This is a genomic window from Domibacillus mangrovi (assembly GCF_001906925.1).
Classification (GTDB): domain Bacteria; phylum Bacillota; class Bacilli; order Bacillales; family Domibacillaceae; genus Domibacillus; species Domibacillus mangrovi.
Genome location: NZ_MRWQ01000004.1, coordinates 101,562 through 113,742, shown reverse-complemented (window position 1 = coordinate 113,742; position 12,181 = coordinate 101,562). Strand labels below are relative to the sequence as shown.

Sequence of the window (12,181 nt, the reverse complement as noted above, 5' to 3'; positions counted from 1 at the left end):
ATTTAAAGCCGCTCTTTTCTGCTGCTTAGATCTATCCATGACCTGTATAGACGAAAAAATAGAAGTTTGCTACGCTTATGTATAGTTAGACCATCTAGAAAGTGGGGATTGGATGATTGTATATACGTATACAGCACTTATCATTTTATACATGTTGTCTGTTTTTATCGATGCAACTATTCTTGATTATGCAGTTGGTGTGAGCGCGGTCATTGCGGTTATACTCGCTTCCACACGTTCAAAAGGACTTTATTTTTATTCCGGATTACTATTTTTATTAATCGGTACTGGATTATTTCTGTTTCAAGATATACCGTGGCATTCCTTTTTCTTGTATTTTGATTCCATGCTGGGCGTTATGTCTCTGTTTCTCGTCCTACCTTTTTTAAATTCGATTATTCGTGTTGGACATTACGATACGAATTTAAATTTGCTGCTCCGCCGTAACACAAATCAGCTTGATCAGCTTTATAAACGCAGCTTTCTCGTCTCGCATGTACTCGGACTTTTTCTAAATATCGCCATGATACCACTATTAAAGAACTCGCTTCATCATACGTTAAAGCAGCTGCCTAAAGAGAAAGCACATGCCTTTTTATCCCAAAGTTTATTGCGCAGCTATGCACTATGCCTATCCTGGAGTCCGATGGAAGTTTTAGTCAGCGCATCACTTGATATGACTGACAAAGCGTACTACGAAATTCTTTTGCCTTTAGTTATGATCGTATTCCTTTTTGCGATGATTGATTATACTCTTTCTTTTTATAAATACCGACCATTCGGATTACATATTATGGATTCACTTCAGCCATCATCCTCCAAAGTGCGCAGAAAAATAATCGAAATGGCTTTTATGCTTGTTATTTTTATTTTATTAACGTCATTGTTTCAATATTTTTCTCAAAAAGGATACTTACTGTCTGTCGTTGTTGTCGTCATTCCTGTTTCGATTATGTGGGCACTCTTAATTAAAAAGCAAAAGCGCTATTTCAGCGTGACGATTCCGCACTGGAAAGAGCGGACGAATGGATTGTCAAATTATTTCTTCATGTTTATAAGCGCTGGGTTGTTCGTAAATATGCTGTCTTCTTCTGGAGCATTGTCGTTTTTACAGACCGCTTTCAGCAACGCATCAGACCATATATTGATTTTTTATTTTATGATTGGATTATATTTTTTCGCCGCCTCATTAATCGGTTTCCATCCACTCGTATCGATTACTTTACTAGGAGAATTACTGCAGCCTATTTTGCCTGCTGTCTCATCGATTCCATTAACAATTGTATTAATCACATGCAGTTTAGCTACCGTTATGTATAGTCCATTTAACTTATCGGTCTCGATTTTGTCAGACTTACTGCGCATCAATCCAATTAAAATTATGCGATGGAATTTGCCTTTTGCGCTTATGTACATCATCAGCAGCATTTTGATCGCATACGGCATTGGATTATTTTTATGAAAATCGAAATAATATTTACGGAGTGTGCTTGCTGTACTATACTTAAATGTAATTCATTTAGAGGAAAGAGTGTTTACCTTGAACAATGTACGCATGTCTGTCAGACAAAAAAGCATCGTGCTGATCGGCTTTATGGGGGTTGGAAAAACGACGATCGGTGAGCTGATTGCGAAAAAGTTATATCGGAGCTTTATCGATGTCGATCAAGAAATTGAAAAAGACCTCAACATGACGATTCCAGAAATTTTTGAGCAGCATGGTGAAGCGTTCTTTCGTGATTACGAAAAGAAAAAAACATGTGCTCTCGCTGAACAAAAATTAAAAGTCATTTCGATCGGCGGCGGTGCCTTCCTGCAGCCTGAAATTCGCGAAACCTGCTTAACAAACTGCATCGTGTTTTATTTGGACGTAACATGGGACGAATGGAAAGAACGTCTTGACCTTTTAATCGATAGCCGTCCTATTTTACAAAGCCGGAACATCGAGGAAATTGAAGAATTATTTTATAAACGGCAGGATGCCTATTCTATCAACCATTCAAAGTTGACGGTTAATCAGCGTTCTGCAGAAGAAGTAGCTGACTTCATCGTCGATTCATTGAAGCACGTGTGGGATATGTATGAGCCTAGGATTGATTAAAATTGATTTCTTCATGCGGAAGGGTGAGATACCTCCCTATGTGTTTCTAAATATGTCTGTTAAAAGAAGAAAATCCCGCTCTGCAATTGGCGGGATTTTCTTCTTTCAGTTATACAGCCTTCTCTGTTACATATTCTTCTTTTGCTGCCCCCATACCTACCATAAATAAACAGATAGATGCTCCGATGAGCAGTAAAATTGGCACCGTCCAACTATTCATGAAATCGTGCATGGCGCCGAATAATGCAGGCCCCATAGCCGCGAGTAAATAGCCGGCAGACTGCGCCATTCCTGACAGATCTGCTGCTTCAAATGAATTCCTCGTACGCAGACTAAAAAACATCATCGCCAAGCTAAAAGCAAACCCGCCTCCAGTGCCAATCATAATGACCCATAAAAGAACGAACTCTGTCAAGCCCAGTAAAATCCCGCTTAAGCCGACAATCATTAACAAAGCCGTTATCACGACAAGCGGTCGCTGATTGCTCATCTTGGCCGCAATAATGGGCACGATAAATGTGACGGGCAGCTGTGCAAATTGAATCATTGACAGCATCCACCCTGAAGCACTAGCGCTCATCCCCTGTTCTTGCAAAATTTCCGGAAGCCAGGCCACGAGCGAATAAAATAAAAGCGACTGAATGCCCATGAACGCAGTCACTTTCCATGCAAGTGATGAAGTTAAAAGCGATGTTTTTTCATATGTACTTCTTTCTGTTTTAATCGGGTGACGAATGTATGTTATTTGCGATAGCCAGATGATAATCGCAATGCCCGCTGGAATAAGCCAGAATCCGACCGCTGCCCGCCAGCCAAAATCACTCGATGTGGCAATCGGAATGCTAAAGCCAGAAGCGAGCGCGCCTGTCAAGTTCATCGACATCGCATAAAACCCTGTCACTAAACCAATTCGATGTGCAAAGTTCCTTTTTACGAATGCCGGCATCAGCACATTGCAAAGTGCAATCGCAATGCCAATAAGCAAAGTGCCGGTAAATAGTGTTGTCACACCGCCAATCGGTCGAAGTGCCAGTCCTGCCGTTAAAATAAGCAGTGCGCCAAATAACACAACTTCCATGCCGAATTTGCGGGCCATTTTTGATGCGAACGGTGATAAGACCGCAAATGCAAGCAATGGGACTGTTGTTAATGCGCCTGCTGTTGTGCTCGAAATACCAAGATTGTCGCGGATCATCGCTGTAAGCGGTCCGACCGACGTAATAGGCGAACGCATATTCAATGCGAGTAAAATAATGCTGAATAGTAAGAACAGATTCCCCGCTTTTGTCCGTTCTCTTTCCTCTTTTATCAATGCCTGCATACTCATCTATTTTCCTCCGAATTGGCCATTCTCTTCAAGCAATCAATATCCTCGCTAACAATGGATGCCGCTTTTTCTGGATGCCGCTCCATAATTGCCTGGACAAGCGCTTCATGGGCGCCCGGATCGGCTTCCGTATGTAAATTCATACCGGTTAAATCGTATACAGATGCATGAAGAGAATCTGCCAGACTCGCATATAAATCGATTAAAATGCGGTTATGTGATGCCGCAATGATCGCATGATGAAGCGCAATATCTGCTTCCGCAAACGAGTGTAAATTTGCTGCTTCTTTGCACGCCATAAGACATGCTTGAATATGCACTGCTTCTTCTTCTGTATGCCGTTCCGCCGCAAGCCATGCTGCTTCACGCTCAATTGCATGACGGACTTCCAGCGTTTCAAGAAGCGTTGACGTTTCCAGACGTTTCTGAAAGGAGACGCCGAGGCCTATCTTTGCTCTCACATATGTCCCGCTGCCTTGCTTTGTCTGCAAAAGCCCCGTGTGAACGTGCGCCCGTATCGCCTCGCGAAGCGTGTTACGGCTTACACCGAACTGCTCCATTAACTCCATTTCTGGCGGGATTCGCGTACCGACAGGCCACGTTTTTGATTCGATCAATGCCTCAATTTGAAGCGCTACCTGTTCAACAAGCGATGACCGTTTTGCTTTTATTACGTCCATTGTGGATTCCCCTTTTGAAATTGTAGGATGATTGGTTAATCCAACTTTATCATGTATCGTTGAAAAGATAAATATCTCTTTAGTTATCAATATTCCCGCCGAACCACTAAGAAGTCCCGCTATTAAATAGCAGGACTTCTTTAACAAATGCTTATTCTTTTTTTAGCAACATGAACAATAAACGTGCTGATGAATGCGATTGTTAAAATGGAAAAAAATAGTTTATGACTCATTTCAATATGGAACACACCGAGCATCATTTTCACTGCGATAATACCGATCAATACGTACGCTGTCGTTTCAAGCTCGGGTATTTTATCGATTAATCTAATAAATACACCAGCCACTGTCCGCATCATGAGAACACCGATCATTCCGCCGAGCAGCAAAACCCAAATTTCCTGGCTGACACCGAATGCAGCAAGCACACTGTCCACGGAAAAAGCGATATCCACCAATTCAACTGCTACAACTGTCCCCCAGAACGGACCGAAAAACCGAATTAAAAACCCTGCTTTATTCATTTCTTTCGGTGCATTGTCCGCCTCTGATGATCCAAAGTGATTGAACGATAGCCACGCTAAATAAAACGCACCAAATATTTTCACCCACCAGAGCTGAATGAGAAATACGCCGAGTCCAATGGCAATAAACCGGAACACGTAAGCACCAAGCAACCCATAAAACAACGCTTTTTTCCGCTTGTCTTCCGGCAGATGCCGCACCATTACCGCCAGCACAAGCGCATTGTCCGCCGAAAGCAACCCTTCAAGAACAATCAGCGTCCCGATCAATCCCCAGCTCATCGGATCTGTCAACACCTGTATCCACATATTCCAGTCAAAAAACGAAGCATACGTATTAATGATGCTATTGATTATATCCATCATTAAAGCCTACTTTCATTTATTTTCCACTTAAAAATGTCACACAAACTCCTTCAGGAACGTTTACTTCTGAATTTGCAGGGGTTAATCGGCCTGTTTCTGCATTTCGTTTAAACAATACAACATTATGCGTTTTTTCATGTGCCACCGCGAGGAACTGTTCCGTTGGATCAAGGTCAAAGTCACGCGGCCAGTCACCTTTCGTCGAAACAATTTCTACCAATGTCACATCACGGCCGTCATTGATGACTTCAAATACCGCAATGCTGTTATGACCTCGGTTGCCCGCATAAAGGAATCTCCCATCTTTTGACATGCGTATCGCACTGCCTTGACTGTTTTCAGTGAAACTGGCCGGAATCGTTTTGTGAGAAGCAAGGCATTCAAACATGCCATCATTTCTATTAAACGCCAAAACAAGTACTTCATTGCTAAGTTCCGTCATCACATAGGCCACTTTTCCTGATGGATGAAAAACAAGATGACGTGGACCCGCTCCCGGTTCTGTATTGAACACTGCTTTTTTCAGCAAATCTTCACCAGCAATTTCATACGTAATCACTTCATCTGTCCCAAGGTCGATCGCCACCACAAATCGCTCATCTAGTGTCGATCCGAAAAAATGCGTGTGCGCTTTTTCTTGACGATCTACGTTCGGGCCTGTCCCAATATGCGTTGCCACATCAAGTAAATCAATCAGTTTTCCTGATTCCGCATCAATGCTGTACATTTCCGCAGTTCCTGTATGGTATTGTGCTGTAAATGCACGTGTACCGCTTTTGTTGACGGTTACATGGCAAGGTACTCCTTCGCTTTCAAGCACATCATTCAACTTTTCAAGCTGTCCATCTGTAATTTTAAATGAGGCAAGGCCACCGCCTTTTCCACCTTTTTCGACTGCATATAAAAACTGTTCATTATCGCTAATCGTCACGTACGTGGAGTTATTTACTTCTGCTGCAACGTCCGCAGAAAGCAGCTCGCCTTTATCTGTATCAAGTTGAATAGAGTAAACGCCTTTGCCATCTTGTTTCGTATATGTGCCTACAAACCCGTTATATATCGTCATCCTAGTGCCTCCCATATTATCTATATTCATCTTTATTATTATATACGACAATAGGTAAGAGATATAGCAAAAAAGAAAAAGCATGCCTTTCTATTTATCTGAATATTTCCCATTTTCAATAAGACACGTACAGAGAAAAAGCCGCCACATAGTCGTGACGGCTTTTTCATGTTAAACTCCAGCTGTTTGGTTTTCCAATGCTTCATTATATCTCTTTTGATCAAGTTCACCTGTCACACGTGCTGTTGTGACACCTGCCGTAATGGCTCCATTGACGTTTAGCGCAGTGCGGCCCATGTCGATGAGCGGTTCAACTGAAATCAACAATCCGGCAAGCGCAACCGGCAAATTGAGTGCAGACAAGACTAAAATTGCTGCGAATGTTGCACCGCCGCCCACTCCGGCTACGCCGAATGAGCTGATTACAACAACAACGATCAATGTGGCAATAAAACCGGGGTCGAGCGGGTTAATACCGGCAGACGGTGCAATCATAACGGCAAGCATCGCTGGATAAATACCGGCACAACCGTTTTGTCCGATCGTTAAACCAAACGAACCGGCAAAATTCGCAATCCCTTCAGGTACACCGAGACGCGTCGTCTGTGCATTAAGCGTCAACGGCAAAGTGCCGGCGCTTGAACGTGATGTAAACGCAAACGTTAATGCCTCACCCACTTTTTTCACGTACATGACCGGACTTAAACCGGAAAGTAACAAAATGAGTAAATGAATGATAAACATAACGACAATCGCGACATAAGACGCAATGACGAATTTCCCCAAGCTGTAAATCGCACCGAAGTCAGAAAGCGCAACGGTTTTCGCCATAATCGCCAAAATCCCGTATGGCGTTAAACGAAGCACAATTTTCACAACAGACATAATGAGTGAATACACGGCATCAATGCCTTTTTTCAAAATGGCCGCATGTTCCCGCTCTCTCCGCGCAACCGTTAAATAACCGAAGCCAAGGAATGCGGCAAAAATGACGACCGCAATTGTTGACGATGGACGTGCCCCTGTGAAATCAAGAAACGGATTTTGCGGCAGCAAATCCACGATCTGTGACGGGAGCGGTTTATCTACCACTTCTGTCGACTTCTCGGTAATTGAAATACCGCGTTCCGTTTCAGCTGTGCCTTGTACAATTTGTGATGCATCGAGCCCGAACCCAATCGCTACGGCAATGCCCACTGATGCGGCAATCGCTGTTGTTCCAAGCAAAATGCCAAGAATAAGTGTCGCCATCTTCGCGAAATTTTTTCCAATCGTTATTTTCGTAAACGCTCCTAAAATCGAAATAAACACGAGCGGCATAACGATCATTTGCAAAAGACGAACGTAACCAGTTCCGATTAAATCAAACCATGCAGTTGACTCAGCCAGTGTTTCCGACCCTGTTCCGTACGCAAAATGCATAATCAATCCATATACAATCCCGAATCCAAGACCGGTAAACACCCGCTTCGAAAACGAAACGTGACGACGCTGCATATAAAGTAAAAGCGAAACAAGAATCAGAAGGCCGATCACATTTAAAATGACAAACCATGTATTCATAAAAAAATAGCCTCCTCTTAAATCTTTAGCTTAAAACTACTCTATCCCTTTAATTCATATCAGTCAAGTCGGGATTTTATTTTGAATCTTCCGAATAAATGTATAACTCTGTATGCTACAATTAATGATACCAATTAACTTTGCTTATTGCTGTTATAGTCGTTCAAGTCGTCTTCCCGATTTTAAAATAAAAAGAGGCTCTCTACACAAAGAGAATTACAGTTTGTGTGGAGAGCCTCTAGTTATCCAACCGGCTTTTGTATTGGTAAACTCATCATTAACCAATTATTCTAATTAGTAAAGTTTATCTTAAACATTATCCATTTCATTTATTCCAGTAAATAAAGTATATTTTTAAAAAATAAAAAAGCTGCTCTCAATTCGAGACAGTTTCAAGAATAAAAGGCCATACCAACCAGCCCAGCCATGACTATAACATACGCTGGATGCGCGTTTCTTTTAATCAATGAAAACAATGAGAAGGCAAAAATAGCGAGCAAGCTAAATGTGTGCAGCGAAATGGTATTCATTAATCCGGTGGGAAGAGCGAATTTAATGGCCGCAAACACAATTAATCCGAGCACGACCGAACGCAATCCATAAAACGCAGATTGAACAATGCGGTTATGATTTAATTTATAAAAAAAGAGAGCGACGAGTAAGACGAGCAGAAGCGATGGCATCACCATCGCAAGTGCTGAAACAGCCGCACCGGCAATGCCCGCCATTTGGTAGCCGACAAAAATCGCTGTGTTTGTCGCAATAGGACCGGGTGACATACCGGCAATCGCAATAATATCGGTAAACTTTTGTGTGCTCATCCATCCATATTTCACGACTTCTGCTTCGATAACGGGAATAATGGCATAACCACCGCCAAATGAGACGAGTCCGGTGATAAAAAAAGTCTTAAATAGTAGCCATAACATTAAATATCCGCTCCCATAAAATAGTCTACGTTTTGTTCCTGGTCGTCGATTTTCGTTTCAACACCAAATTTATCTTTTAAACCGATTAATAAAATACCTGTGGCTGCGCCTAGAGCGATCATTATAGCCGGATGAACGTGTAAAAATAAAAGCAATAAAACAGATGATGCAGCTACAACAAATGTCGTTTTATCGACAACAGCACCCTTTCTCATTTTATAGGCAGCAAAAACGATCAACGCAACAACAGCTGGGCGAATGCCTTCAAACGCCGCTTCAACTTTCGGATGATCTTGAAAATATAGATAAAAAATACTTAAACAAACAACGATCACAAATGTTGGAATCATAACGCCGATCGTTGCCGCAAGGGCACCTGCGACACCGGCAATCCGGTAACCGATAAACGTGGCCGAATTGATCGCAATGGCACCGGGGATGGAGCCAGCAAGTGCAAATAAATCTGTCACTTCTTCCTGCTTAAGCCACTCTTTTTTCTCGACTGCTTCCCGCTCAATAACCGGAATCATTGCATATCCACCGCCAAATGTGATCGGTGCAATTTTAAAAAAAGTCAGAAAAATTTCAAAAAGAAGCACCCATCTTTTTGTCATAAACCCACCTCATTTTTATCAATCTTCTTAATTATTTTAGCACCTCTGTCTTTTAAATTCCTGATTTTCTTCCGCTGATAAAAAGGAAAAGGAAAAAAGTATGAGTATACAATGCAAATATAAAGGGGAACTTTCATCTATGAAGGTTTTCCTATGACGTTAATTCGCCATGGAAATCAACTACCTTTTACCCTTTTATGGATAAAAATCCTAATTAAATATCCATTTATTGTACATAAATTATATATATTTATTATTTTTAAAATTTAAATTGACTTTTTATAAAAAAAAAATTACGATTTGAATAGTCAATCAGAATGATTACTTACTTCTCTAATTTGGAAAGGAATGCTACTAATGTCAAATAACATCTATGGTAATACACCTTGTTTTCTTGGTGCAAAAAATATATCTAAAGATAAAAATACGGACGGTGTGGATGCAGTCATTTACGGTGTGCCGTGGGAAGGTGCTGTTACGTGGGGCGATTATACTGGCTGCGAGTTAGGACCTAAAGTAATGCGTCTCTGTTCTGCCCGTTACAGCGGTTATTTACCTGAACTTGATCATATCGATGTACTTGAACATATGAAGCTTGGTGACGCTGGTGATGTTGACGTTGTACCGGCAGATGTGGATGAAACGATGCGCCGCATTGAAGAATTCGCTGGTAAATTGTTTGAAAGCGGTAAATTTATCATCGGTCTAGGCGGAGATCACGGTGTCACATTCCCAATTGCAAAAGCATTGACGAACCAAGGGAAAAAAGTCGGCATCATTCATTTGGATGCACATTATGATAACCTTCCTTCTCATAAAGGCGATCAATATGCTCGTTGCAGCCCATTTGCAAGACTTTATGAATTGGATGCGGTACCAAATAGCAACATCATTCACACTGGTATTCACGGTCCAAGAAACATTCCTGAAAGCGGACGCAATGCGAAAGAAGCTGGTGCCGTGACGATTACGATCAATGATATCCGTGCTCAAAAAGACTTGAAAGCTTACGCAAAAGAAATTCACCAAATGGCGAGCAAAGAAGTAGATTGCGTGTACTTAAGTATTTGTAGTGACGTGCTTGATTTCGCTTTTAATCCAGGCGGACCAGTTGATGGAAACGGCCTCACATCGTATGAGCTATTAACGCTCGTTCATGAAATTTGCAAACTTGGTGTTACGGGCATGGACTTTGTGGAAATTTATCCACAGCAAGATCCAACTCAATTATCCGCTCACTTCGCTTCGATGATTGTTTTATATGCCCTAGCTGGTGAAATTTTGAATAAAAATCAAAAAAATAATTAATTATAGAAAAGCATAGGTGCATGGCGATGGAAATTCACCATTTAGACGTCGAAAATGAATTAACTCTTTTTTTGGACCAACAGATTGCTTATTACAAAGAAAAGTTATCTGGTGAATGTGCAAATTATATACCTGAATTGAAGGTAGTAAATCCAGATTATTTAGCTTTTTCGCTTATGCTTCCCAATGGAAAAGTTCATTTACAAGGGGACTATCACGTCCCCTTTACATTGCAGAGCATCTCCAAAGTCATTACATTTATGGCAGCCTGTTTATATAATGGAACATCAAATGTTCTCGAATGGGTAGATGTAGAACCAACCGGTGATCCCTTTAATTCTCTACTGCGCTTTGAGCTAAATGAGAATAAGAAACCATTCAATCCAATGATTAATGCTGGCGCAATCACAGTAGCCTCTTTGCTGTCCGGGCTTACTCCTATGGACAAAATTCAAAGTGTTACACGCCTTCTTTCATCTTTATTAGATAAAGATGTCACAATTAATCAAAAAGTCTTTGAATCGGAGTGGGAAACAGCATACCGAAATCGGGCGCTAGCTAATTTTCTTATGGAAAACAATCTGCTTGCTTCTAGTGTAGACGACACACTGTTCACATATATCAATCTTTGTTCCATTGAAATAACGGTAGAGGATTTGGCTAAAATTGGTCTCATCTTGTCTTTGGATGGATTCGATCCTATCCGTAGAATTCAATTAATTCCTCCTCCTATTGCCAGATTAACGAAAGTATTAATGTTTACGTGTGGAATGTATAACTCTTCCGGTAAATTTGCCGCCTTTGTCGGCATTCCTGCCAAAAGCGGGGTTTCCGGTGGTATACTTGGAGTAGTGCCACCATCATTGCGTAGTCATCCACTTCTTTCAGATGGCTGTGGCATTGGCATCTATGGCCCTGCTATCGACACACACGGAAATAGTGTAAAGGGAGTACGGTTGCTTGAAGATTTTCTCCAACTGTACGACGTAAAAATATTTTAAATTAATTTGGTGATATTATGAGCTTATTAAACGAAGAAAACACAAAGATATTGCATAGTTACATTCCTATTGCTGATATGATTGTGGCAACATTTGGCAGCAATTGTGAAGTCGTCATCCATGATGTAAGAAACGTCCAATCCTCACTCATCTACATTAAGGGAACTGTTACAGGTAGAGAAATTGGTGCACCAACAACTGAAGTCATCCTAAAAGAACTTCGGCGTTACGGTGACGATGTTAAAGACATGCTTGGATTTACAGCACGGACACGCGATGGGAAGTTTTTGAAAACATCCACTTCCTTTATTCGCAGTCATGAAGGGAAAGTAATTGGCTTTTTAGGAATTAACTTTGATGTGACCGCTTTCGCTATGGTCAATCAAATTATCGGTGAATTTTCTGTTACACATGATCTTGATCAGATTGATCGAACCATGAATGAATCATATGCGAAGAACATCGAAGAAGTATTTGAAAATTTAATTGAAAATACTCTTATCGATATTCATGTGCCTATCAATAAGATGTCCAGAGAAGATAAAATCTACTTTGTCAATCAACTTGATGAAAAAGGAGCATTTCTTATTCAAGGATCGGTTGATCGAATTACAGAAGTACTCGGAGTTTCCAAACAAACGATATACAACTATTTAGAGGAATCTAGAACAGAGACGTGACCATTACGCCTCTGTTCTTCAT

At 41.2% G+C, this 12,181-nt stretch carries 12 protein-coding genes; 5 read left to right on the top strand and 7 right to left on the bottom strand.

The window, feature by feature from the left end; translation table 11 throughout:
• Positions 1 to 112: 112 nt before the first annotated feature.
• Together BLL40_RS04055 and BLL40_RS04050 are read left to right on the top strand one after the other, a co-directional pair.
• Positions 113 to 1,462 (top strand): hypothetical protein, encoded by a 1,350-nt coding sequence (locus BLL40_RS04055; protein WP_073710644.1) that lies wholly within the window; start codon positions 113 to 115, stop codon positions 1,460 to 1,462.
• A gap of 93 nt (positions 1,463 to 1,555) precedes the next feature.
• Complete coding sequence (locus tag BLL40_RS04050; protein WP_073710827.1) at positions 1,556 to 2,101, top strand: shikimate kinase; 546 nt, start codon at positions 1,556 to 1,558, stop codon at positions 2,099 to 2,101.
• A gap of 109 nt (positions 2,102 to 2,210) precedes the next feature.
• Here the strand turns inward: BLL40_RS04050 and BLL40_RS04045 are convergent, their stop codons facing one another.
• The 7 genes from BLL40_RS04045 to BLL40_RS04015 all read right to left on the bottom strand — a co-directional run bounded on the left by BLL40_RS04045 (position 2,211) and on the right by BLL40_RS04015 (position 9,170).
• Entirely contained in the window at positions 2,211 to 3,428 is a 1,218-nt protein-coding gene (locus BLL40_RS04045) for a CynX/NimT family MFS transporter (RefSeq protein WP_073710643.1), read from the bottom strand.
• Positions 3,425 to 4,108 carry a FadR/GntR family transcriptional regulator gene (locus BLL40_RS04040; RefSeq protein WP_073710642.1) on the bottom strand — a complete coding sequence of 228 codons (684 nt, stop codon included), beginning with the start codon at positions 4,106 to 4,108 and terminating at the stop codon, positions 3,425 to 3,427. The genes BLL40_RS04045 and BLL40_RS04040 overlap by 4 nt, the downstream gene beginning before the upstream one ends.
• A 140-nt stretch (positions 4,109 to 4,248) precedes the next feature.
• A complete protein-coding gene (locus BLL40_RS04035; RefSeq protein ID WP_073710641.1) occupies positions 4,249 to 4,995 on the bottom strand; it encodes a TerC family protein in 747 nt (248 codons plus the stop codon).
• A 19-nt stretch (positions 4,996 to 5,014) separates the two neighbouring features.
• Positions 5,015 to 6,064, bottom strand: coding sequence for a lactonase family protein (locus BLL40_RS04030; RefSeq protein WP_073710640.1), 1,050 nt, complete (start codon positions 6,062 to 6,064; stop codon positions 5,015 to 5,017).
• A gap of 171 nt (positions 6,065 to 6,235) precedes the next feature.
• Entirely contained in the window at positions 6,236 to 7,627 is a 1,392-nt protein-coding gene (locus BLL40_RS04025; protein ID WP_073710639.1) for an L-cystine transporter, read from the bottom strand.
• A gap of 392 nt (positions 7,628 to 8,019) precedes the next feature.
• A complete protein-coding gene (locus BLL40_RS04020; protein WP_073710638.1) occupies positions 8,020 to 8,556 on the bottom strand; it encodes a chromate transporter in 537 nt (178 codons plus the stop codon).
• On the bottom strand, positions 8,556 to 9,170 hold the full coding sequence (locus BLL40_RS04015; protein WP_073710637.1) for a chromate transporter: 615 nt from the start codon (positions 9,168 to 9,170) through the stop codon (positions 8,556 to 8,558). Before BLL40_RS04015 ends, BLL40_RS04020 begins: the two co-directional genes overlap by 1 nt.
• A 357-nt stretch (positions 9,171 to 9,527) precedes the next feature.
• On the opposite strand from BLL40_RS04015, the gene BLL40_RS04010 reads away from it, so the two are divergent.
• The 3 genes from BLL40_RS04010 to BLL40_RS04000 are packed head-to-tail and all read left to right on the top strand — an operon-like array spanning position 9,528 to position 12,159.
• On the top strand, positions 9,528 to 10,478 hold the full coding sequence (locus BLL40_RS04010; protein ID WP_073710636.1) for an agmatinase family protein: 951 nt from the start codon (positions 9,528 to 9,530) through the stop codon (positions 10,476 to 10,478).
• Positions 10,479 to 10,504: 26 nt separating this feature from the next.
• Entirely contained in the window at positions 10,505 to 11,479 is a 975-nt protein-coding gene (glsA, locus tag BLL40_RS04005; RefSeq protein WP_073710635.1) for a glutaminase A, read from the top strand.
• A 17-nt stretch (positions 11,480 to 11,496) separates the two neighbouring features.
• The gene (locus BLL40_RS04000; RefSeq protein WP_073710634.1) at positions 11,497 to 12,159 is read left to right on the top strand and encodes a helix-turn-helix transcriptional regulator; all 663 of its coding nucleotides are present in this window, start codon (positions 11,497 to 11,499) and stop codon (positions 12,157 to 12,159) included.
• The last annotated feature ends 22 nt before the right edge of the window (positions 12,160 to 12,181 follow it).

What these genes read in the sequence shown, in the direction of transcription:
- BLL40_RS04055 (WP_073710644.1), top strand. Translation starts at nt 113, where the DNA reads ATGATTGTATATACGTATACAGCACTTATCATTTTATACATGTTGTCT.
- BLL40_RS04050 (WP_073710827.1), top strand. Translation starts at nt 1,556, where the DNA reads ATGTCTGTCAGACAAAAAAGCATCGTGCTGATCGGCTTTATGGGGGTT.
- BLL40_RS04045 (WP_073710643.1), bottom strand. Translation starts at nt 3,428, where the DNA reads ATGAGTATGCAGGCATTGATAAAAGAGGAAAGAGAACGGACAAAAGCG.
- BLL40_RS04040 (WP_073710642.1), bottom strand. Translation starts at nt 4,108, where the DNA reads ATGGACGTAATAAAAGCAAAACGGTCATCGCTTGTTGAACAGGTAGCG.
- BLL40_RS04035 (WP_073710641.1), bottom strand. Translation starts at nt 4,995, where the DNA reads ATGGATATAATCAATAGCATCATTAATACGTATGCTTCGTTTTTTGAC.
- BLL40_RS04030 (WP_073710640.1), bottom strand. Translation starts at nt 6,064, where the DNA reads ATGACGATATATAACGGGTTTGTAGGCACATATACGAAACAAGATGGC.
- BLL40_RS04025 (WP_073710639.1), bottom strand. Translation starts at nt 7,627, where the DNA reads ATGAATACATGGTTTGTCATTTTAAATGTGATCGGCCTTCTGATTCTT.
- BLL40_RS04020 (WP_073710638.1), bottom strand. Translation starts at nt 8,556, where the DNA reads ATGTTATGGCTACTATTTAAGACTTTTTTTATCACCGGACTCGTCTCA.
- BLL40_RS04015 (WP_073710637.1), bottom strand. Translation starts at nt 9,170, where the DNA reads ATGACAAAAAGATGGGTGCTTCTTTTTGAAATTTTTCTGACTTTTTTT.
- BLL40_RS04010 (WP_073710636.1), top strand. Translation starts at nt 9,528, where the DNA reads ATGTCAAATAACATCTATGGTAATACACCTTGTTTTCTTGGTGCAAAA.
- glsA (WP_073710635.1), top strand. Translation starts at nt 10,505, where the DNA reads ATGGAAATTCACCATTTAGACGTCGAAAATGAATTAACTCTTTTTTTG.
- BLL40_RS04000 (WP_073710634.1), top strand. Translation starts at nt 11,497, where the DNA reads ATGAGCTTATTAAACGAAGAAAACACAAAGATATTGCATAGTTACATT.